At 42.7% G+C, this 21,959-nt stretch carries 16 protein-coding genes; 5 read left to right on the top strand and 11 right to left on the bottom strand.

Annotated elements, in window-relative coordinates; translation table 11 throughout:
- Window positions 1–75 precede the first annotated feature (75 nt).
- The 4 genes from ntrC to glnA form a co-directional block, all read right to left on the bottom strand.
- Window positions 76–1,488, bottom strand: coding sequence for a nitrogen regulation protein NR(I) (ntrC, locus tag ACTUJY_RS18005; RefSeq protein WP_463617520.1), 1,413 nt, complete (start codon window positions 1,486–1,488; stop codon window positions 76–78).
- The gene (gene glnL / locus ACTUJY_RS18000) at window positions 1,481–2,593 is read right to left on the bottom strand and encodes a nitrogen regulation protein NR(II) (protein ID WP_463617519.1); all 1,113 of its coding nucleotides are present in this window, start codon (window positions 2,591–2,593) and stop codon (window positions 1,481–1,483) included. The genes ntrC and glnL overlap by 8 nt, the downstream gene beginning before the upstream one ends.
- Window positions 2,594–2,639: 46 nt before the next feature.
- Window positions 2,640–3,224 carry a DUF4124 domain-containing protein gene (locus tag ACTUJY_RS17995; RefSeq protein ID WP_463617518.1) on the bottom strand — a complete coding sequence of 195 codons (585 nt, stop codon included), beginning with the start codon at window positions 3,222–3,224 and terminating at the stop codon, window positions 2,640–2,642.
- A gap of 116 nt (window positions 3,225–3,340) precedes the next feature.
- Entirely contained in the window at window positions 3,341–4,750 is a 1,410-nt protein-coding gene (glnA, locus tag ACTUJY_RS17990) for a glutamate--ammonia ligase (RefSeq protein ID WP_463617517.1), read from the bottom strand.
- A gap of 317 nt (window positions 4,751–5,067) precedes the next feature.
- On the opposite strand from glnA, the gene ACTUJY_RS17985 reads away from it, so the two are divergent.
- Both ACTUJY_RS17985 and ACTUJY_RS17980 read left to right on the top strand, forming a co-directional pair.
- A complete protein-coding gene (locus ACTUJY_RS17985; RefSeq protein WP_463617516.1) occupies window positions 5,068–5,388 on the top strand; it encodes a 2Fe-2S iron-sulfur cluster-binding protein in 321 nt (106 codons plus the stop codon).
- Window positions 5,389–5,417: 29 nt separating this feature from the next.
- A complete protein-coding gene (locus ACTUJY_RS17980; RefSeq protein ID WP_463617515.1) occupies window positions 5,418–6,644 on the top strand; it encodes an NAD(P)/FAD-dependent oxidoreductase in 1,227 nt (408 codons plus the stop codon).
- Here ACTUJY_RS17980 and ACTUJY_RS17975 read toward each other — a convergent pair.
- Together ACTUJY_RS17975 and ACTUJY_RS17970 are read right to left on the bottom strand one after the other, a co-directional pair.
- A complete protein-coding gene (locus ACTUJY_RS17975) occupies window positions 6,641–8,125 on the bottom strand; it encodes a DUF3466 family protein (RefSeq protein WP_463617514.1) in 1,485 nt (494 codons plus the stop codon). The genes ACTUJY_RS17980 and ACTUJY_RS17975 overlap by 4 nt on opposite strands.
- Window positions 8,126–8,236: 111 nt before the next feature.
- Window positions 8,237–9,718 carry a hypothetical protein gene (locus tag ACTUJY_RS17970; RefSeq protein WP_463617513.1) on the bottom strand — a complete coding sequence of 494 codons (1,482 nt, stop codon included), beginning with the start codon at window positions 9,716–9,718 and terminating at the stop codon, window positions 8,237–8,239.
- A gap of 374 nt (window positions 9,719–10,092) precedes the next feature.
- Here ACTUJY_RS17970 and ACTUJY_RS17965 point away from each other — a divergent pair, with 374 nt between their 5' ends.
- Entirely contained in the window at window positions 10,093–11,856 is a 1,764-nt protein-coding gene (locus tag ACTUJY_RS17965) for an alpha-amylase family glycosyl hydrolase (protein ID WP_463617512.1), read from the top strand.
- A 485-nt stretch (window positions 11,857–12,341) separates the two neighbouring features.
- Here ACTUJY_RS17965 and ACTUJY_RS17960 read toward each other — a convergent pair whose 3' ends face one another.
- The 3 genes from ACTUJY_RS17960 to ACTUJY_RS17950 all read right to left on the bottom strand — a co-directional run bounded on the left by ACTUJY_RS17960 (window position 12,342) and on the right by ACTUJY_RS17950 (window position 16,237).
- Window positions 12,342–14,231 (bottom strand): M20/M25/M40 family metallo-hydrolase, encoded by a 1,890-nt coding sequence (locus ACTUJY_RS17960; protein WP_463617511.1) that lies wholly within the window; start codon window positions 14,229–14,231, stop codon window positions 12,342–12,344.
- Between the two features lie 412 nt (window positions 14,232–14,643).
- Window positions 14,644–15,048 (bottom strand): hypothetical protein, encoded by a 405-nt coding sequence (locus ACTUJY_RS17955; RefSeq protein ID WP_463617510.1) that lies wholly within the window; start codon window positions 15,046–15,048, stop codon window positions 14,644–14,646.
- 121 nt (window positions 15,049–15,169) lie between these two features.
- Window positions 15,170–16,237 (bottom strand): LamG-like jellyroll fold domain-containing protein, encoded by a 1,068-nt coding sequence (locus ACTUJY_RS17950; RefSeq protein WP_463617509.1) that lies wholly within the window; start codon window positions 16,235–16,237, stop codon window positions 15,170–15,172.
- 233 nt (window positions 16,238–16,470) lie between these two features.
- On the opposite strand from ACTUJY_RS17950, the gene ACTUJY_RS17945 reads away from it, so the two are divergent.
- Window positions 16,471–16,698, top strand: a complete 228-nt coding sequence (locus ACTUJY_RS17945; protein ID WP_463617508.1) for a response regulator transcription factor — start codon at window positions 16,471–16,473, stop codon at window positions 16,696–16,698.
- A 67-nt stretch (window positions 16,699–16,765) separates the two neighbouring features.
- Here ACTUJY_RS17945 and ACTUJY_RS17940 read toward each other — a convergent pair whose 3' ends face one another.
- Both ACTUJY_RS17940 and ACTUJY_RS17935 read right to left on the bottom strand, forming a co-directional pair.
- Entirely contained in the window at window positions 16,766–17,980 is a 1,215-nt protein-coding gene (locus ACTUJY_RS17940) for a diguanylate cyclase domain-containing protein (RefSeq protein ID WP_463617507.1), read from the bottom strand.
- Entirely contained in the window at window positions 17,977–19,140 is a 1,164-nt protein-coding gene (locus ACTUJY_RS17935) for an ABC transporter substrate-binding protein (protein WP_463617506.1), read from the bottom strand. The genes ACTUJY_RS17940 and ACTUJY_RS17935 overlap by 4 nt, the downstream gene beginning before the upstream one ends.
- A 255-nt stretch (window positions 19,141–19,395) precedes the next feature.
- On the opposite strand from ACTUJY_RS17935, the gene ACTUJY_RS17930 reads away from it, so the two are divergent.
- Complete coding sequence (locus ACTUJY_RS17930; RefSeq protein WP_463617505.1) at window positions 19,396–21,849, top strand: TonB-dependent receptor domain-containing protein; 2,454 nt, start codon at window positions 19,396–19,398, stop codon at window positions 21,847–21,849.
- The last annotated feature ends 110 nt before the right edge of the window (window positions 21,850–21,959 follow it).

Genomic DNA, 21,959 nt, shown 5'->3' with positions numbered 1-21,959 from the left:
AGAACTTAGAACATTTATTTCCGATGGGTTACGCTGCGCTCCACCACATCCTACGTAATGTCATGATAAATGTGTTCAGGTTTTATATTTCTTTTGTTTTCGGGTGATGGTGTTACGACCCCAGCCAAGCATTTTGGCAGCATCTTGTTTGTGGCCACCACTGATTTTCAGTGCTAGTTCTATCAGAATGTGTTCCAGTTCGTCTTGAACATTTTCCAGAGCGTGTTTATCTCCACCTTCTACTTTCAACATTAACGACTGTTTTAAAGCCTGTTGCCAGTTGAGAGCGGTTGTTGTGGGGTCAGTTGAAGGATCGTTTCGGCTGTGCCGAATTTCGGGCGGTAAATCAGTAGCCAGGATTTCTCGACCAGAAGACATGACCATCAGCCAGCGACAAACGTTTTCCAATTGGCGTACATTGCCGGGCCAATGGTATTGCATCAGTTGTGCCTCAGCTTCGCGTGTTAATTGTTTGGGCTCGGCTTCCAGTTCTTTAGCAGCTTCGCTGAGAAAGTGTTGGGTCAGTAACGGAATATCGGAAATGCGATCTTTTAATTCAGGTAATTGAATTCGGATCACATTAATGCGATGGAACAGGTCTTCACGGAATACTCCTTTGTCCACCAACGCTGCCAAATCCTGATGGGTTGCTGCAATCACCCTTACATTAGCGCGCACCGGCTGAGTGCCGCCGACCCGGTAAAACGAACCTTCCGATAAAACACGCAATAACCGAGTCTGAGTTTCCAGTGGCATATCGCCAATTTCGTCCAGAAAAAGGGTGCCTTGTTCCGCTTGCTCAAACCGGCCGAGGTAGCGTTGTGAAGCACCGGTGAATGCTCCTTTTTCATGGCCGAAAAGTTCCGATTCGATCAAGTCTTTCGGAATTGCTGCCATATTCAGTGCGACAAAAGGTCCTTGAGCTCTTCGACTGTGTTGGTGCAAAGCTCTGGCAACCAGTTCTTTACCGGTGCCTGAAGCGCCGTTAATTAATACCGAAATATTGGAACGTGACAGGCGACCAATGGCGCGAAACACCTCCTGCATAGCGGGTGCTTCTCCGATAATCGCGGGTGTGTTCGCCAGGTTTCCCGATTCTTTACTCTCAACTTCCTGCGAATGGCTTTGCGCCGCTCGTTGTACCAGTTCAATCGCTTGATCGACATCGAAGGGTTTGGGTAAGTAATCGAAAGCACCGTATTCGTAGGCGTTAACGGCACTTTCCAGATCGGAGTGTGCCGTCATGATGATCACTGGTAAGTCGTTGTGTGCTTGTTTTAGCTCTTTTAATAAAACAAAGCCGTCATCACCAGGCATTCGAATGTCACTCAACACGACACTGAATTGCTGATGTTGCAGCAATGCTCGTGCTTGTTGAGCGTCGGATGCTGTACGTACCTGAAAGCCTTCATCTTCCAGCGCTTCGGTTAATACCCAGCGGATGGAATTGTCGTCGTCGATCACTAAAACGGGCGCTTGGTTAGTCATCGGTTGGTTCTTCGCTTATTGGGCTGATAGGCAGAAAGATCGAAAAGCAGGTCCGGCCGGGGCTGGAGTCGAACTCGATAATGCCTTGGTTTTGTCGTATCAGCGACTGTGCAATTCCCAGGCCAAGACCGCTGCTTTGTTTGCCACTGATGGTCGGAAAAAAGATAACGTCTTTCAATTCATCACTGATTCCGGGACCGTTATCTTCGACATCAATGCGGGCCATTAAGCGATATTGTTTGGGGCCAATCGAATGTTGGTGGACCGCCCGAGTGCGTATGATGAGATGAGGAGGTGAAGTGTGTTTAGGGCGGTCGCTTTCATTTTGCAAGGCCTCTAGTGCATTTTTCATCAGGTTCAATAACGCTTGATACACTTGCTCTGGGGCAATGTGCATTTGCGGTAGGCTGGGATCGTAGTCGCGTACCAGTTTCAGTTTCGGCTCAGCTTGAAGCGCAATAAAGTCTACGGCGCGCTCTGTGATTTGATGAATGTTGGTGGGTTTAGGGGCTTCAACTTTGGCCGGTGTCAGCATGCGATCGACCAGTGTTTGTAGACGGTCGGCTTCGGCAACGATGACTTGGGTAAAGCGCTCAAGTTCTTCAGGAACTTTACGTGATAACAACTGCGCTGCACCTCGCAGTCCGCTGAGTGGATTTTTAATTTCGTGTGCCAAGTTTCGCACCATCGACAGGCTGACTTTGTTTTGATCGAGCAGCTGGTATTCTTTACGAATACCGAGTTGTTCACGAGCACACATGATTTCCAACAGTACGACTGGTTGACGATCAAGTTGTTGATAGTTAAGAGAAATATGGCAACCTGGCCATTCTGCTTGCGTTGTCACCAGGGTAGCATCTTCCAGCAGCCACTGCCCTTTATGAGTGAAGCACTGACGCAGTAAGTCTTCTGTTAAGTCGCCGGCGACCAACGTCGCCAACAAAGGTTGTGCTTTAAGGCGACGCAAACTGTGACCCAACAGAGCTTCGGCCGCATCATTGAGCCAAACCAACGTCATCGCTTCGTCGATCACGATCACAGAGGTTTGGAGCAGCTGTTGGATTTCTGCTGTAATGGAAGGTTTCATTGCACCATTATAGTTCATTGATATCCAGGCGCACCATATTGGTGCCGTTTTAATGACGGACGGTTTAATTTTTTCGATTCAATCGGCTGTGCTTTAACAAGTGAAATGTCGAGCTATCGGACTTTAATAGCTGTCCGTCTTTGTCTTTGAGTTCAACAGACAAGCTGTAGGTGCCTCTTTCTAAGTCATTCAACTGAAAGCTCGCGCCTTTGATTTTTTCCAGTTTAAGTTCGCCATTGACTCTTACATTGATGGTATCGGTATCGCGCATGGGTGGTGAAATGGACAGTGAAACTTTGACAATACCATCATTGGCATAAAATGATTCGTCGTTGGTTGGAGCCGTAATCGTAAACTGTGTGTACTTGAAATCCTTAGCGGAGGTGGGAGTCGGAACGGATTTGGGTTGCAATAATTCTCGGCCTTTTGATGGAACAACGGAATTCACTGTTTTTACATCACGAATCGTCATTTCCGTGGCATTTTCGCGTGGTTCGTCGCTGTAATGCACTTTGCCATTTTCATCGACCCAACGGTAAACTTTTTTCGTTGTCGAAGTATCTCCTTCTTGCTGTTTTTCCTCTGTGGCAGAAACGGGTAATGCCAGTAGGCTGAAAATACACATCCAGAACAAAGTCGATGTTTTCATAATGACCTCTTTCAATATTTCTCGACGATACTGCTTAGACTATTCGATCATAAGGTAAGTTTGCTATAAAAAAAGCCCGATACTCGGATCGGGCTTTTTTATCATAGTGGATCTTGTTACACGCTGTAGTACATATCAAACTCAACCGGATGGGTAGTCATTTGTAAACGCTGAACTTCTTCGCGCTTTAACTTGATGTATGAATCAATGAAGTCGTCGCTGAACACGCCGCCTTCAGTTAAGAACGCTCGGTCTTGATCCAGTGCATTCAAGGCCATTTCCAGTGATGAAGCAACCGTTGGGATCTCTTTTGCTTCTTCTGGAGGCAGATCGTAGAGATCTTTATCCATTGCGTCGCCAGGGTGAATTTTGTTCTTAATTCCGTCAAGACCGGCCATTAACATAGCGGCGAAGCAAAGGTAAGGGTTTGCCGTTGGGTCTCCGAATCGAACTTCAATTCGACGAGCTTTTGCAGACGTTACATGAGGAATACGAATGGACGCGGAACGGTTTCTTGCGGAATAAGCAAGCATGACCGGTGCTTCAAATCCTGGGACCAAACGCTTATAGCTGTTCGTAGAAGCGTTAGCGATCGCATTTAACGCACGCGCGTGTTTGATGATACCACCAATGTAGTACAACGCTTCTTCTGAAAGACCACCGTACTTATTACCGGCGAAAACGTTTTCGCCGTTTTTGCTGAACGACTGATGCACGTGCATGCCGCTTCCATTATCGCCAACCAGTGGTTTCGGCATGAATGTCGCTGTTTTACCGTAAGCATGAGCGACGTTATGCACGACGTATTTATATTTTTGAATCTCGTCTGCTTTCTTTACCAAAGTGTTAAATTTGGTGGCGATTTCATTTTGTCCGGCGGTGGCGACTTCATGGTGATGAGCTTCGATTTCAAGGCCCATTTCTTCCATGATTTGACACATTTGCGAACGCAAATCTTGTGAAGAGTCGACCGGAGGAACGGGGAAGTAACCGCCTTTTACACGTGGACGATGACCAAAGTTACCTTCTTCGTAGCCTTTACCTGAATTCCAAGCGGCTTCTTCACAGTCGACTTTGAAGAAAGAGCCGGACATGTCGGTTTGGAAACGCACGTCTTCAAACAAGAAGAATTCGGGTTCAGGACCAAAGTAGGCTTCATCTCCTAAACCGGTAGATTTCAAATATTCTTCGGCACGGCGGGCAATCGACCGAGGATCGCGATCGTAGCCTTGCATGGTGGCAGGTTCTAAGATATCGCAAGTAATATTTAATGTCGGATCTTCACAGAAAGGGTCCATGGTTGCTGTTTCGGTATCAGGCATTAACACCATGTCAGATTCGTTAATTCCTTTCCAGCCGGCGATGGAAGAGCCATCGAACATTTTACCTTCGTTTAAAAAGTCAGCGTCGACCAATTTGGCGGGAATAGAGACGTGTTGTTCTTTACCCTTGGTATCGGTAAAGCGTAAATCAACGAATTTAACCTCGTTTTCTTGAATGAGCTTAAGCACATTTTCTACGGACATGGTGTTCTCCGGTTGTAAGTCTGAATGGATAAAAATTGTTGTCGAGCATTAAGCAAGCCTTGTGCCAATCCCCATTTTGGGGCTCAAAAAACCGTACAGCGCTGGCAGGAGTGCAATAGAGTATAGAAAAGCTGCTTAAAAAGGGAAGTGGCATGCACCAAATTAGACGGTTACGAGATTGATGCACTAAAAAGGTGCGTGAGGATTCGCACAGCAGTCTATCCGGTATCATGGATGACTCTCAATGGCCTGTATGAGCCGAGTCGGTTAGAATACGGCACGTTTTGAATCAGTTGCAGATGAGTTTGAGGAAACTTATGCCGTTAATAAAATACATAGATCACGCCGGAAACGAATTTGAAGCGGAAGTAGCCGTCGGTAAATCGATCATGGAAGGTGCCATGGAAAATATGATTGATGGCATTCTTGCCGAATGTGGCGGGTGTTGTTCCTGTGCCACATGCCATGTTTACGTCGACGAAGCTTATTTGGATAAAACCGGTACCGCCGACGGTATGGAAAAAGAGTTACTGTCAGTAGCGAATAATCCAGCATCGAACAGTCGACTGAGTTGCCAGATTTTTGTAACGGAAGAGATGGATGGGATGATTGTGCGCATGCCAGAATCTCAGTATTAATCTAGCTCTGTACCGAAAGGGATGTAATTATGTCAAAGCCAGTTTGCGTCATTGTGGGTGGCAGTCACGCCGGAACTCATCTCGCGGTTTGTTTACGACAAATGGGCTGGCAGGGTGCGATTAAGGTCATCAGCGACGAAGCGCCTTTTCCCTATCATCGGCCGCCACTTTCTAAAACCCTACTGGCAGGTGAACAAGCTCTGGAAAACATTTACCTGCGTCCCCCTGCGTTTTATCCAAAACAGAATATTGAGTTTTTGTTTAATCGTCCGGTTAAACAAATTAATCGTCGTGAGCAATCGGTCACCTTGCTGGATGGGCACGTAGAACCTTACGACAAATTAGCGCTTTGCACTGGCGCACGTGTGCGACAATTAAACGTTCCCGGTGCGGATTTAAAAGGCATTCATTATTTGCGCAATTATGCCGATGTGAATGCCATTAAAGCAGAGTTGCCGCGTGCAAAAAATATTGTCATTGTGGGTGGTGGTTACATCGGCCTTGAAGCCGCTGCCGCGCTAAACAAATCAGGTCATAACGTCACGATAATTGAAACAGCCGGGCGCGTGTTACAACGTGTCACAGCGGAGCAGGTTTCAGAATTTTTCACTCGCGTACATCGGGAAGAGGGTGTTGACATTGTTGTCAATAAACAGGTGGCTGAATTTATCGGTGATGACCATGTTCGCCAAGTCGCGTGTTCCGATGGTAAAACTTATTCCGCTGATCTGATCATTGTCGGTATTGGTGTGCAACCCAATGAAGAATTGGCGGCACAGGCTGGATTAAAAACCGATAACGGTATTTGGGTCAATGAGTTCGCACAAACGGAAGATGCGGATATTGTGGCTGCCGGTGACTGCACCAATCATCCCAACGCCTTATTAGGTAAACGATTGCGTCTCGAGTCAGTACCCAATGCGATGGAGCAGGCGAAAACGGCAGCGGCGTCAATTTGCGGTCAATCCATTGAGTACGCGTCGCACCCTTGGTTTTGGTCGGATCAATACGATATCAAATTACAAATTGCCGGTTTGAATTTGGGCTACGATCAAGTGTTGATTCGTGGTGATCATACACGAGGTCGCAGTTTTGTTGCCTGGTATTTACGGGATAAAAAATTGATCGCCGCCGACTGCATTAACCGGCCAAAAGAGTTTATGGTGACCAAACAACTGCTGTCGAAAAATATTGTTGTCGAACCGGAAGTACTTGTTAACGAGTCTATCGATCCGAAAACGTTTCTTGAAAGTTAATCTCTATTCGTTTGACGACGTTGCCGCGGAATAAACAAGCACAATCCAAACAGTAACCACCAAGTTGCGCCACCTGATGTCGTTTCACTAACGGTTTCACTGTTACAGTTTTGATTGGCGCGTGTACCGCGGGGAATCAATAAAAATGCATGAACGGCGCCGACCTTACTGCCATCAGAATGTATTTCAGTTAATGTTCCCGTTCCGGTAATGTAACCTTGATCATTAATGTCGCGTGCTTGCGATAAAATCCAGCCGCTATTGCAATCGATCATTGTGTTGAGGTCGATTGCGTTACTGTTGAGATCATCAATGTTGTAAATAAACGCATTGAAACTGGTTGGGTTTGCCGTCGCTTTTGCTGTACCAACGACTAGATTGTCGTTGTTTACGGCAAACGCCTCCGAATAGGGTAAGTCATCATCCAAGTAACCAATACTTCGAGTTGTTTGCCCGTTAATGTTGTAAATGAAAGCGGTTAAACTTTCGAGATTACTGCTAGTGTTTGAATGACCTACAGCAAACGTACCGGTATTATTAATTCCCCAAAAAGTTGCGTAGGTAGAACCGGATAGTCCGCTCACTTCGGTTAAATGCTCACTACCCGTTGACCCCATTATGGCACGCAGCACTCGGTGATTGCCACTAAGTGCGTGACTGGAGCCGACAAACTGACCATTGGTGTTAATATCAAAGACTTTCGATTCGGCAGAATGACTTGGATCCAAAGGCTCGACAAAAGTAACCTGCTGATTTGTCAGATTGTACAGTAAACCGCGTTCAGCGGTGGCCGATATCACAAAGTTGCCTTCGACTTCATTTTTTCCAGTCACTTTCAGTGCGCTACCAACTATCCAATTATCGTTAATAGCAAAAGGGGTATTGTCGGTAAACTCAGGAATAGTGTCGTCAAGCGGGTGATCGTTACGATAAAAAGCATTGATGTATTGCAAACTTGCTTTATCACGTCCGTAAAACGTGCGTTTACGCTCTACGCACGTTTCATCATCGGCAGAAAAACAATCGGTGTTAAAATCATTTTCGGAATCGCGGGTGTAACCGTATCCAGTAATCATACCATCATTATTGATATCGACGGCGTAAGTCCCTATGTTACTCATTCCTATCCCAAACAAGCCATCGTTTGGTAATAAAGACGTTACAAGCAGTGAATCAACGTCAAAAACCGTTCCCTGATAAATATCCGTTTGCTGCAATTCTGTATCGATAAGATTCCCATAGTTATCGTATCGATTAACGTAGTAACTAAAAGCGCCTACTGACGTGCCTACAATTCGATTATTTTCATTTAATGCGTATCCATAGGAGTGTCCCTGATTTTGTTGACCATTATCGTACACTCGTTCCAATGCACCGAGATCAACCACTTGATACGAAGTGGGTAAGTTACCAGCGTAAAGGCTTACGCCTGTACAGCAAGCAATTAAGTAAAAATTCGATTTAATGTTAAATGAAAGCATGACTATACCTTTGTGCCTAGAAGGCGCAAATCACCGTTTTATTAAATTACGAAAAAGTCGATTTTAAGATACAGCCAACGACTGGTGAGTCGTTGGCTCATCTAAATATGTTTAAGGTTGTTGAGGGGTAAACTGTATGTTGTATCCGGAAGACGTTACCGGATCTTCTTCGAAGATTAAAAACAGATCTTTACTCTCTGTGTTAAGCGTTAGGTTGCTTTGTGCCAATACCAATTCGCTACTGTCCTCGGTACCGATAACGTGAACACGATACGTATTGTTTCGCAGTAATACTGACTTTTCATCGACATAGGAAACATTGGCTTGATAGCTTGCGGAGTCAATGGTTTCGTCATTTTTTACAAAATAGACGTTAACGGAATCGTAGTCGTCTACCAGATTGATAATTTTAATTTGATGATAATAAATATTCTCACTGTTGCTGTTATTCACGACCAATGAGTTGATCGTAACTTCGTACTCATCTACTTCACCATCACCGTCTTCGTCGACATCACCATCGCCATCGTCATCCACGGCTTGTTCCATCAAGTAGAAAAATGCGGTTTTATCGCTGTTGGGTTCCAGGCTTAGTAAATGATTTTTAATCAATACTTCATTAGAGTGGGATGTTAACAAACTTAATCCGTAATCGCCAAAAGCGATTGGTACAGGTTCACTGAACGCACCTTTTGCCAGTTGTGTGACTTCTGGTGAATGGTCAATTTCATCCACTTCTAAATCGATCAAAAAGTTATAGTGAGGTATTTGATCGTGAGGTGCGATACCGTTATACACTCGAAATTGACTTTCGGCATCAACGTCGGAAAAAGAATCTGCAAAAGTTGAAATTTTATCGATGATATAGGGCGAGCTACCAGCACCATTATTTTGCCGGACAGATAGGATGTATTGCGACGTGTTTGCAAAGGTGATTTCGTCGGATTGGTACAATACTTCATCGCTGTTTGATGAGGAAATGTAGAAGATATACGTATCCTGATTCATTTTCATGTTGTCGGATAACTCTGTATAACTGTTCTGGCTTAGTAAAATGGCTTCGTTAAATGTCTCGTCGGTGTCGGAATAATACAGTCGAATGTCATCGGAGCTGTGATGCATATTTAAAATACGCAGATTGAAGAGTGCTTCATCCGTATCATTGTCATCATCAATTATTGGTATATTAAACTGCAAAACGTTGGGAGAATTAATGTCTTCGGAAACAACGAAAAGACGAATATAATCGCTGCTTATAAAAATATCCTCTTCGAACAACACTTCAAGATCGCTGGTATCGGCTTCATCTTGCCATGAAAAATCGATGTTGTAATTATCGCTGTCATATTCAATATATCCAGAGACTTCACCGTAACTGATTCCGCCTTTGGTTGAAGCGACAAAGTCATCATTGTCGTCCTGGTCAACCGTGATAAACAAAGCAGGTGCGTTACCAGATGCGTTATATACTTGAAGGTAGCCACTGCCAACGCTGTCATTGGAGTCACTGCAACCCAACAAAAGTAAATTGATGATAGAGATAAAAAATAGCGGTGTTCTGAATACGTATTTGTTTTGATAATGATTGTTCATGGCCTGCTCCAAAGACACGAATGTTTTTTTATGCTGAATAGCTTGTGCACATTTTCTGTACTCTTATTTGTGTTCAATAGAGAGTAGGATTTTGAAATAGTTCATAAATTTGACGCGGGTTTTCAATATTTACAAAGCCATTACATTGCTTTACAAAATTCATTCGATGTATTGGAACTTTCATTCACCAAAAATACTCTTAGTCGATTGACTCTGATATTTTTAGGACATCAGAGTGGCATCTGATATGTGCTGAAACACGCATTGGCTAAATGGCAATGAAACCAATGCATACGTAGTCATTGATTTGCTGCTTTAAGATCACCAAATTCGAGTGTATGTTATCGGATTGCTGTAAACATCCGGAAACTGACATGAAATATCAAAACATCCTATTGTCGTTAAGAGTAATGGTAGGTGCCTTGCTTCTTATATTGTCTGCCTGTGAAGTAAGACAGCCGACTGTAGAACCCGGTGAGCTGGCTGATAATGTGAATTCTCGAGAAAAAATCACTGTCTCTCACTACTTGAGTCGTGATATTCGTGATGATGTTTTTTACTTTGTACTGCCGGATCGTTTTGATAATGGTGACCCATCGAACGATGAAGGTTCGAAATCCATCGCAATTTCTTCCGGTGGGTTTGATCCCACAAGCAGTGGACATTATCACGGTGGTGATTTAAAAGGATTAACTCGTCGAATCGACTATTTAAAAGAAATGGGCATTACTGCGATTTGGTTGACACCGATTTTACGCAATCAGGCGGTGCAGGGGGATTCGGCCGGCTATCACGGTTACTGGCCAATTGATTTTACCCAGGTTGATCCGCATCTGGGAACCAATGAAGACCTTAAGTCGTTTATCGATACCGCACACAGCAAAAACATAAAAGTATTTTTCGATATTATTACCAATCACACCGCCGATGTGATCAAGTACCGTGAGTGTCATACACCCGACAAGCCTTTATTCAGTACTGACGAACAACTCTGTCCTTATCGTAGGTTAGTAGAAAAGCAATCTGGCAACAGCTATACACCCTTTATTCCCGACGGCAATGAAAATATAAAGTCACCGCAGTGGTTGAATAATCCCGAGTATTATCACAATCAAGGCGATAGCACCTGGACCGGCGAAAATTCGCTTTATGGTGATTTTTCGGGATTGGATGATATTGATACCGACAATCCGGAAGTCGTCAAGGGTATGATAAAAATATTCACTGATTTAATTGCTGAGTTTAAGCCGGATGGATTTCGCATCGATACTGTAAAGCATGTCAATATAGAGTTCTGGCAAGAGTTTGTACCTGCCATAGAATCTTTTGCCAAAGCACAGGGTATCCCTAACTTTTTTGTTTTTGGTGAAGTGTATTCTGGCGACCCAAAATTACTCAGCTACTACACCAACGAAGGAAAAATGCCTTCGGTGCTCGACTTTGCTTTCCAGTTTCGAGCGAGAGATGTGTTAGTTGAACAAAAAGGCAGTCGCAATCTAAATGAATTATTTGAGCAAGATAAGCTTTATAAACGCCCCGACCTGTTGATGAACTTTGTCAGTAATCATGATGTGGGGCGACTAGGCTTTGCGTTACAACAGGCAATGCCTAATGCCAACGATGAAGAATTACTTCAACGAATGAAGTTGGCTCATGCGCTCATGTTTTTTACGCGTGGTATACCGGTCATTTATTACGGTGATGAACAAGGCTTTACCGGTGATGGGGGTGATCGCGGTGCGCGTGAAGATATGATGCCATCGCAAACACCAAGCTATAACGACAATAACTTAATTGGTACCGATAAAACGACAGCCGCAGATAATTTTGATTCATCGCATCCTATCTATCAGTCATTAAAAGAATACGCATTAATTTATCAACAGCACAAAGCTTTGCGTCGAGGTGAACAATTTATCCAGTACTTTAGCGAAGATAGTGGACTTTTTGTGTTTACTAGACAATTGAATGACGAGCGGTATTTACTGGTATTTAATTTGGGTGATGAAGCACAATCATACTTGAGTCACTTAGGTTCGTTAGCTCAGTTATATGGTAAAGGAAAGATTAATGAACAACAGGTTATGCTACCTGCACTGAGTTTTTCTGTTTTTAAGGTTAAGGAAGATGCGTTGTAACGGTTAGCCTATGGTAAAGGACAGCGAAAATTCACTTTTCAATAGTTTTATAAAATGCTTCCTTTTTTCAGCGTGGAAGCATTAAAACTATGATTCCCGAATTGCGCCGAAATACTAATCGCAAATATTTTCATGGTTATGTCCGAAGGGTTGTCTATTTTGAACTCAATAAAGCTTTAAAATTCGGCTAGAGTAAGTAATTTCATGTTATTGACATGTCGATGGCATCGACATGTAAAGTTAATATGTCGATATTTTACGATTATTTCGACATGAAGTGTCCGTCATATTTTCTGGCTCGCATCCAGCGAATAGAAGTTTAAAAAGTCGCTCTAAGATTGGATATTTTGCTGCTTGTATATAAGGTGCTAGGGTTGAGGTTATGCGTTACATGACTTCATTGGTATAAAATGAAATCATTACTGAATAGCCGGCAGAGTGCGCAACAACACACCCTGCCCAAACTAAAAATCAATAAACTGCCTTCAAGGAGTACCCTGAATATTCAAAGTAACACCTGAAGAACTCGAATAACCCCGAATACCCACATGCCAGGTTCCCGCCGCCGGATTATCAAAACTACAAGTTTCGCTGTTCCCCCAACGATAGGGTCGACAATCGTAGCTGCTCGTAGTCGGTTGTGCATTATGCCGCACGTAAAGGTCGGCGTCGCCATTGCCGCCCGAAATCGACACGGTTAAATTAGAGTAACCCGCGTTAAGATCCACCGTAAAATACTGCCAAGCCCCTTGCGCTAAATTAATGTTGCTGTGGGTTTCGTCTATCGGTTCATTGCTCCCGCCTCCAGTTGAATAGCTACCTGTTAATGTAACATCACTAAAGCTGGTATAGGCTTTTACCCGAATATGATAGGTGCCGCCGCTTTGTGAGTCGGAACAGGTTTCGTTGTTACCATTGCGATAAGGGCGACAATCGTAAGTACTGTCGGTCGGCGGAGAACCAAAGCGCACGTAAAGATCGGCATCGCCACTACCACCTTGAATCGTAAAGCTGATGTTGTTTGCACCTTGAGGGACTTCCATGGTGTATCGAAGATCGTTGCCTTGCGTCGCGGCTAATCCGGTAACCGGTACGTTATTTTCTAGAACATCATCGTCCGGTGGTGGAGGCGGTGGATTATCATCGTTGCCGCCTTTGGCGAGTTCCGCTAAATAAGTTGCGGATAATCGAACAAAATTATACGCGTGAGACGAGTCGAAACTGCTATCGTTAGACGTGTGAATCGATGAGTTGTAGTCGCTCATGTTCGACTCGAAAGGCATGGAAGCTGCGAATCCCTGATTGTGCCAGGAAGCATGGTCGGAACAGCCATAGCCGCAACGACTGGTACCGTATTGAACATCCGTCAAATAAGTATCAATTAACTGCATCATAAAGTTATTTTGCGCGGCGTTGGTGTAATCCGTCATAAAGACGATGTCTTTGTTAGCGGTGCCTCGATATCCGGTCATATCAAATTGCACCACACCCACGACATTAATATTTTGACTGTTGTGTTGTTGCGCAATTTCTTGAGAACCACGCAGCCCTACCTCTTCGGCTGCATAACCCATAAATTTCACCGTTCTCGCGGGTTTGTAATCGCTGGCCACTAAGGCGCGAAGCGTTTCGGTAATCACTGAAATACCCGAAGCATTGTCATCGGCCCCCGGTGCTCTGCCATTTGTTGGGCTTGACGAATTGATCGAATCCAAATGCCCGCCAATGACCACCACTTCGTCGCTATTGGTCGTGCCGGTGACCGTAGCGATAACCGACGGTTGAGCCCAGTTATTATGGCTGAAGAGTTCAACTGAAATATCGGGCCGTGAAGCAGCAATGTTCGACCATTGCTGATGGATCCAATTGGCGGAATCAACGCCAGATTGTGTGCGGTAATAACGATTGTTATAGGCTGATAAAGAGTTAACGGTAGCGGTTAAATTGGGCTCGCTTAACTCACCAAGTAAAGCAGCGACACCATTGGGATTATTAATGGTGTAATTGACTTGTATTGCTTGCGTTACTTGTAAACTTTGCTTTAAATAATTTTCCGCATCTTGTTGAGTTTGGTGAAAAATAAAACCACCGCATCGATTAAAGTGGTCGTGCATGAACTTACTCAGTTCGCCTATATCTTGCTCAGTAAGTGATGCAATCGTTACATTTGCATCCATGCTCTTCGTTAAGTTTGGAAAAGTGGTAATCAATTTATGTTTATGGGTTGATAACTTCTTTACGGCATCGTTACCTATTGTAATCCATACGTTTTGTTGATGTGGAGCTAAGTTATTGAGTTTAGAGGATTGTGAAAACAAGGATGAAGACAGCGAAAAACACCCAACTACAATCAATATTAAAGTTAGTTTTTTCATAAGGCACCTAAATATTGAAAGTGGTGATTAAAAGCAATTTCAATCACAGCGTTATTGAATTGCTATTAATGTGGTTTGTTGGATCAATTATTATTCTGGCTTTTGTAGAAAGTTCGGCACTGGTAACAACAGGAATAACAGGAGTAGCGCTTTACCTACATAGGCACACCCAAAGAATAGAAATTAACCGAACAATTAACAAATTTTGCTGTTTAAAAAACAAACGTATCTTTCGGTTTATTGATAATTGCGAATTTGAAAGGTGATGCAGTTCCTAATATTGTGTCTTTAAATCTTTATGTGAGATTGCTGAACTGGATTGAGGAGCATAATAGTCTTTGGCAACATTAATATTTATGACGGTTTATTGAATGAGAGCATTTAATCGCGCTCTCATTCTCATTAGTCCGAACTATTTACAGACGATATACATGTGAGTGTGATCGTAGAAATAAGACCAAATACGTCGCATGGTGTTGTCAGTTGCTGAGTTGTTTTTATTGACCTTATGATCAATATCATTAACACCGGGTACATACCAGTGAGACCAGCTACCGTTCGACCATTTGATTTTATATGCTGCAATATCGCCACCCAGCATATCATTATCGACATTGGTGTTTAACCCTTGATGCCATGCTGCTTGATAAGTAGGGTTACGTGTGTTTTGAGTACACTGCGCTTGAGTTGAAATATTATGTTGAACACAGTCGTAGCAAGTTGGTGTTGGTCTTGGTTCAATTTCACTTGTTGCAGCTGATGCTACAAATGATGCAATGAGTGAACCGGATAGTAACAATGGTTTAAAAAATTTCATAATTTACGCTCCTCTAAAATTGTAAAACAATCACTTCACTTGAAGTAGAGAAAGCGTAAGGTTTATAGACAAGTTCAACAATGTATCGAACGATACATATTAATATGCCGCTGTTCATAAACTATGATTTTTCGCAGCTACGACGGTTTCCCCTTTGATACATTGACTGTGCCTGCATAGTTGATACTTCATAATCATAGAAAGAGACTGAAGCAATCTCTCCTTTAAAGAGACCTGTCGTGTATGAAGAGCGACTACCTATGCGCGCAATCGAACTATTATTTAATGATAGTTGTCGTCGTCTAGGATCACGATAGTCACGAACAACGCCATCAAGATAGAATTTGATACCTTGCTCACTGTCTCGGTCGACGGTAACACCAACATGATGCCATTGGGAGTCTACGACATTGATATTTGATATATAATTACTGCAAGAGGAGTTCTCGTGAAATCCGCAGTACCAGGAACCAATGCCATCTGCGAGTTGAAGCGCTAAGTAGCCATGTTCGAGATAAAAAACATAGCCTTTCGTTTCGCTCACTTTATTTTCGAATCGTTTATCAATAATGATTTGGTATTTTTCTCCTGTGGACCTTATCCAAGCAAAAATGGAAAAATCATTTTCGTCGACATTTAACATTTCTGCATTATGAATATCTAAATAATCGTCTTTCCCATCGAGGCAAAAAGCCAGGCTTTTTTCCTTCGGGACGATAGTCTTTTCGAACAAAAGACTCCAATTTGAACTCTTTTGCAGGGGCATCGCGTTATTTTTATCGTGGTGAAGCAGAAATAAAGCGACTGAAGACAAAATAATAATAAGCGATATACCTACAGCGGGAGTAAAATAGATTGAGTTTGGTTTATTTGCACTCTTTACTGACAGTGAGCGTGCAACGCAACGGTAACCTTTACCTCGAACCGTTTCAATATGGATTTCTGTACAGAGCTCACTAGGGATTGTACTTCTTAATAAACGAACGCGTTGCTTTAAGTTGTCATCACTTATACATACGCCAGGCCACAACGAGCTTATTATTTCGCCATGACTCAATAACTCATGATTCCTTTCAAAAAATAGCAAAAGTAGATTAAAAGTCAGTTCTGAGCATGTGATTTCTGAACCGTTGTAAGTAATACTCTTGTTTAAAACATCAACAACTAAATCTTTAATGATGTACTGCATTATTTGTGTTATCTGGTTTTTAAAGATGGTCGACTTTATCCAAAAAAAATCCTATCAATATCGATTCAAAAAATAATGTGAAAAATCACATTATAAAACTGTAATATTTTACATTTATCTCAAATTTAGGCTCATTTCACTTAAGTGAAGCTGATATTTACGCAGATTCACTTTTCTAAAACCCTTTTCGATGCCAACTTTTATGGACTTTAAAAACTCAATGGAAACTTAATATGACCAATTCGACGACAGTGAAGCATTGCCTGACGACTCGTGAAGTTCAAGTCATGCGATTGGTGTCAACTGGGCTGAGCAACAAATGTATAGCTCGAAAATTGTTCATTGAAGAAGGGACGGTAAAGCGACATCTTCATAACATATTCGAAAAGTTGATGGTTAAAAATCGAATAGAAGCGGTTAATGCATTGCGAACGATTGTTATTTCTTTTGATGAATGTTAGTAAGGCTGTTTAAAGTGCAATAGTTGATTGATTCTTCTGCAGAAAGCTTAGCGGTCACGCTCTGAAATTACTCTGCAAACCTAAAGTTATTTTTTCCAAATTTTTTTACGTCGTACATGGCTTTATCCGCGGCCTTTAACAGCTCTTCCGGTTGTTCGCCGTGTTCCGGGTATAAAGCAATTCCGATACTGGTGCCAACGGAAATAACGATGTTGTTCAATTTCAATGGATGAGAGATTGATTCGATAAGGTGTGATGCGATAGGTTCAACGGCTGACTTTTCTGTTATTTCCGTAAGTATGACTATAAATTCATCACCACCGATTCTGGCGGCTGTATCGGATTCGCGAATGCAGCGAGAGATTCGGTTTGCGACTTCTTTTAACAGCCTGTCACCGATTTCATGTCCGTAGTTGTCGTTCACCGCTTTAAAGCCGTCAAGATCGAGAAACATCAATGCAATCATGCAATTATGACGTTTGGCAAAGGCTAATGCATTTGAAAGCCTGTCTTTACCCAATCGGACAGACGGTAAACCGGTTAAAACGTCATAATTGGCGAGTCGTTTTAATTCTTCTTGGCTTTCCTTTAGTTGTTCCATGGTGAGTTCTAACCATTGCTTGGACTCTTCGAGATCGGAACGCGCTTCTGTTAGCTGTGCAATCGTTATCTTTTGCTTCCTCACAAAGTACGCAATGGTCAGTAAAAATAAAGTGATAATGATTAGCGCAACAGCCAAGCTGGTTCTTAACTTATTAATTTGCGCAACTTGAATATTCAAAATATTGAGAGCATTTTCGTTATTTCGTAAATAGATACTGCTTAAAGCAACGATTACGTCAGTCAGTCGCACATTAAAAACAACGGCTTGATCGACCGATAGCATTGTATGAGCGTCTTCAAGTCGAACTAATTCATGAATAATTCTTTCGGCTTCGTTAAGAGGAGCTTGTAATGTTTGCGCAAATTGCTCGCCTTTAAGTTGTTTGAATCGATAGAGTGTTGCTTGTGTGATATCTAGCGTTACGGAAAAATTTACTTGATTTTCTGTGGTTGGCTCTGCACGCAGATCATTGAGTACCGAAGTCAAATACGAGAGTGATTGAATGAGCCCTACCTGGTAGCGTTGTTGACTTAAAGTTTCTAATGGTATCGCACTTTCCATGTGAGTAACTGTACGCCAAGTGTGCCAGCCAAAGCTTAGGACTATGACCAGAAAAACGATTAACAAAAACTCCAATAAATAACGAGAACTTCCTCTTGTATTTTCTCGAACTTTCAATGCGATTTTACCTTACAGGGCTTTTGCAAGCTGGAATCTGGTGGCCAGCAGGGTATCGCTGCCTTTTCTAGTAGGTCAGAAATGGCCTGGCTTTGATGTTCGAGTACGAGAGCGATGTTCTTTTTTCGTAAAATGATCCGAGTAAAGGTCAGCATATAGCGCATATTAAACTCTTGTTCTAGCTTATTTAAGCCCACAGGCGTTAAACCGGTTATCACGTTTTCATCGCTGGATTGTAATTGTGTGGCTTTTTGCATTGATGCCAATCCTTCATCAAGTAGGTTACTGTCAATATTCATTAAAACTGAGAAAAAACCTAACGATTGAAGCATTTCAACTTGCTTTTTGGGTTGCAGGAGATAATTGATCAACTCTATTGCATTTTTTTTATGCGTTGCACTTTTAGGTATTGCCAGACCCGCCAATACGGTCAAATAGCCACGTCCTTTCGGACCTATTGGCGCGGGAAAGGCAATAAAGTCCTTGGGTTTTTGATTAAATACATGGCTCAACCTTGCGGTGTGGTCCCAGGCAATCCACACTTCTTCTGAAAGCAGGGGCTCCGACATTTCGTTAAAGGTAAGTGATCGGTGATTGACTAAAGGCCAGAAATCAGAAAACCACTGCCACATGGTAATCGCTTCTGACGATTTGAAGTTTTGTACACTGTGACCGGTAAAGGAGGGGTAAAGATAACCTTGCAAAAAGCGAAACATTAAGCCGCGGGGACCAATAGGAAAACCGATTAACTCTTTGCCGGTATGCTGTTTGATATTACTTGCCCATTGTTTCAGGTGCTCATAGGTTATTCGTTCAAGTTCAACACCCTCAGGTAAATACTTTAATGCTTTTCTGTTAGTAACCATGATATAGGTGGCGTGCATCCAGGGAAGATAAAATTGCTTGCCGTCTTCAGCACGACCAAGACCTAGCAGTTGTGGATTGATGTTGTCGTTTTGGTTTTCGTGAAAGAAAAATGACAAGTCTTCTAATGCATCTTGAACGGGAAGATCGACAAAATCACCGTGCAATCCGCCCAGCAATGAAGGCGGGGTAACAAAGCTTTTATTGGGTATCGCAAGCTCTTGAAAAACTCGACGATGAGAATAAGGTAAATATTGCACTTGGGTATGAAATTCGCGCAATATCACATTTCGCATCTTTTCTGCCTCTTGCGGTGGATTCAACTGAGTCGATAGAAATACCAGAGGCTCATCAGCAAAAGAACTCAAGTAAGCGTTGATTATCAAAAAAGTTATAACTTTAGTGAGTTTTAAGAACATGACTTTATATCATTACATCAACCCATGGATAGGCATCAGATTGCTGCAAAACATAGTTGATTATAGTCGAGGAATCGCGAGACAGGATTTTCAACTATAATTGGCACTCTCTTGGGCAAAAAGTCATCGTCAATGAATGCATTCTCTTTGTTGGGATTGCTGTTAGTATTTTTTACTTTGATCAGTACTAAGGTTACTGCTGAGTCAAAAGTTAAGAAAAATAAAGTGGAGCCAAAAGAGCCTGTTTTGGTTATTACTGGTACGCGTAAAGAGCGACTGCTTTCGGATACGCCGCAATCGGCAACGCAAATTTACTCCAGAGATCTGGAAAGGCTGTCTTTCAGCAGTCAAGCGGATATTTTGCGTTATGTGCCGGGAGTTAAAGTTGAAGGTGGTGGTGGTGAAGTCGCGGTTAACTTACAAGTGCGTGGATTACCTTCGGCGGGACAATATCAATTTACCCCCATTCTTATTGACGGAACGCCGGCACTCAGTATTTTCGGTTTAAACTCTTCTGCTTATGACGTTTATTTTCGTAATGATCCTGGCATCTCCCACATTGAATTTGTACGTGGTGGTACTTCTAATTTATTTGGTCCTGGCTCCGTTGCTGGTTTAATTCACTATATCTCTAAAAAAGGAGAAGATACTTCGCAAGCGCACATTGAATCGGAAGTGGCAGGGTTCGGTCGTGTAAAAGGCGCTTTTGTTCTAAGTGGACCACTTAAAGCCGATAATTATTTTTACACAACGTCAGGTACGTTTCGTAACGACGACGGACCTATAGATACTGGGTTGTCGTCGAAAGGAGGACAACTGAGAGGAAACATCAATCGATTGTATACGGATGGCTCTAGCAACTGGACACTGCATTATCAATTCATCGACGATCAGGTTCAGTTTTATTTGCCATTACCGTTAAATGGCCAAACGCAAAAGCGAGTGCCAGGAAACGATGGGCAAACGGTGTACAGTTTACAAACGGATCAGGTTCAAAATATAACGTACTCAGCTAAGAGTGGTAATTATCGATCGCCGATTGGTGATGGTGTCGTAACCAAAGGTGGGATGTTAGCGTTTAATCTGGAAAATGAAGTTGGAAACGATTCGACGTTAAATTTGAAAACGAAGTATGCGCACTATAAGCACCAGTTTAATTTGTTTTTGGATGGTGACGGCATTGTCAATGTGCCAGAGTCTTTGAATGACTTTCTCTTCGCAAGAAATCTTGGTGATAGTGCTAATGCCCAATTTAGATTTACTGACAATGGCGAGTTGGTGCCTGCGAATTATCGTGTGTTTGCAAATCGTATTTTAGATAGAAACCGACCGGTGACGGACTTTTCACTGGAACTTAATTATTCAAAAAGTTTTCTTTATGGAAGTTTTCATCATGATTGGGTGATGGGAACGTTTTACTCTAATAGCCAAGCGCGTGATCAAAATGTTTTAACGCGCTATTTGGCCGAGTTTAATAATCGACCCCGGCTGATTAATCTTACCGTTAACGATGTGGATGGAACATTAAGTGGCACGCCTGGTACTCAAGTGATTGTTGCGCGAGACGGCATCACGGGTACCGGTATTGATTACAGTAACAATAAGGCTAGCGCAAAAAAGAAGGCCATTTTTATTGCTGATCAAATGGACGATGGGCATTGGATTTTCGATGTGGGCGCTCGTTTAGAGCGTATTGAAGGTAAAGTAGAGAAAGAAGGCAAAGCATTTCATGAGCTTTCTATGGCGCCTGAGTTAGCACCCGATTTACGTGGGGTGTATGCCGGCAATGGTGAGTTTGAGCGTGGTAATGTTGCCACTACTGAATTTGCCCTATCCGTAGCTTCACTTTATCGTTTAACGGAGCATTTAAATCTTTATGGTAATTTGTCTCGCGGTTATTTTTTTCCTGAATTGAGAAGCGTTCGTTTTGACGAACAGGGCAATCCACAAAGTTACCAAGGTGAAATAATCCAGCAAGGTGAGTTGGGTCTAAAGTTTTTTACAACAAATACGTCGGGTAGCGCGGCGCTTTTTTTTACTGATCTTGACGATCGACGAAGTGTGGATTTTGTGAATGATGGTAGCGGTGGAATCGAAGAATTGGTGATCACGCAGTCCACTAAAGCTTGGGGTATCGAGTTAGTAAGTGAGTTTAACCTTAGCGAATTTTATAAAGTGGCAGGAAACATGACGTACCAGCAGCATGAGCTCACGCAATATCAGGCCGATCCACAAGTGGTGGGTAACGAATTAAGACGAAAACCAAAGCTGTTGGTTAACTCCGGTTTACTTTACGATGACGATGTTTGGAGTTTTGCGTTGTTGCATAATTATCATGGCAGTAACTACGCTAACGATGGCAATACGGTAAAGCTCGATGGTTTTCATTTGTTACGTTTGGATCTTGGATACACCTGGCAATGGCATGAAACCGATTCGTTACGAATAAATCTGAGCGTTTTTAATCTGGCTAACAGTCAAGGTATTACCGAAGGTTCACCGCGACAAGGGAATGATCAATTATCCGATAACGAGTATTTTATCGGTCGACCGATATTGCCACGCCGAATCGCAGGTAGTGTTTAGAAATCTGTGTCATTTCAGTAAACTGTTAAAAACAGGAATGACCTATGACTCAAGAATTCGACTTTAATAAAGCATTAGAACAACTTCAATCAGGTAAGGCGCTGACCGGT

Source organism: Pleionea sp. WD8-19, assembly GCF_055326765.1.
The sequence above is the reverse complement of the archived record's forward strand: the minus strand, read 5'-3'. Positions and strand labels throughout refer to the sequence as shown.

Coding starts and splice junctions, on each gene's coding strand:
- ntrC (WP_463617520.1), bottom strand. CDS start 1,488: ATGACTAACCAAGCGCCCGTTTTAGTGATCGACGACGACAATTCCATC.
- glnL (WP_463617519.1), bottom strand. CDS start 2,593: ATGAACTATAATGGTGCAATGAAACCTTCCATTACAGCAGAAATCCAA.
- ACTUJY_RS17995 (WP_463617518.1), bottom strand. CDS start 3,224: ATGAAAACATCGACTTTGTTCTGGATGTGTATTTTCAGCCTACTGGCA.
- glnA (WP_463617517.1), bottom strand. CDS start 4,750: ATGTCCGTAGAAAATGTGCTTAAGCTCATTCAAGAAAACGAGGTTAAA.
- ACTUJY_RS17985 (WP_463617516.1), top strand. CDS start 5,068: ATGCCGTTAATAAAATACATAGATCACGCCGGAAACGAATTTGAAGCG.
- ACTUJY_RS17980 (WP_463617515.1), top strand. CDS start 5,418: ATGTCAAAGCCAGTTTGCGTCATTGTGGGTGGCAGTCACGCCGGAACT.
- ACTUJY_RS17975 (WP_463617514.1), bottom strand. CDS start 8,125: ATGCTTTCATTTAACATTAAATCGAATTTTTACTTAATTGCTTGCTGT.
- ACTUJY_RS17970 (WP_463617513.1), bottom strand. CDS start 9,718: ATGAACAATCATTATCAAAACAAATACGTATTCAGAACACCGCTATTT.
- ACTUJY_RS17965 (WP_463617512.1), top strand. CDS start 10,093: ATGAAATATCAAAACATCCTATTGTCGTTAAGAGTAATGGTAGGTGCC.
- ACTUJY_RS17960 (WP_463617511.1), bottom strand. CDS start 14,231: ATGAAAAAACTAACTTTAATATTGATTGTAGTTGGGTGTTTTTCGCTG.
- ACTUJY_RS17955 (WP_463617510.1), bottom strand. CDS start 15,048: ATGAAATTTTTTAAACCATTGTTACTATCCGGTTCACTCATTGCATCA.
- ACTUJY_RS17950 (WP_463617509.1), bottom strand. CDS start 16,237: ATGCAGTACATCATTAAAGATTTAGTTGTTGATGTTTTAAACAAGAGT.
- ACTUJY_RS17945 (WP_463617508.1), top strand. CDS start 16,471: ATGACCAATTCGACGACAGTGAAGCATTGCCTGACGACTCGTGAAGTT.
- ACTUJY_RS17935 (WP_463617506.1), bottom strand. CDS start 19,140: ATGCGAAATGTGATATTGCGCGAATTTCATACCCAAGTGCAATATTTA.
- ACTUJY_RS17930 (WP_463617505.1), top strand. CDS start 19,396: ATGAATGCATTCTCTTTGTTGGGATTGCTGTTAGTATTTTTTACTTTG.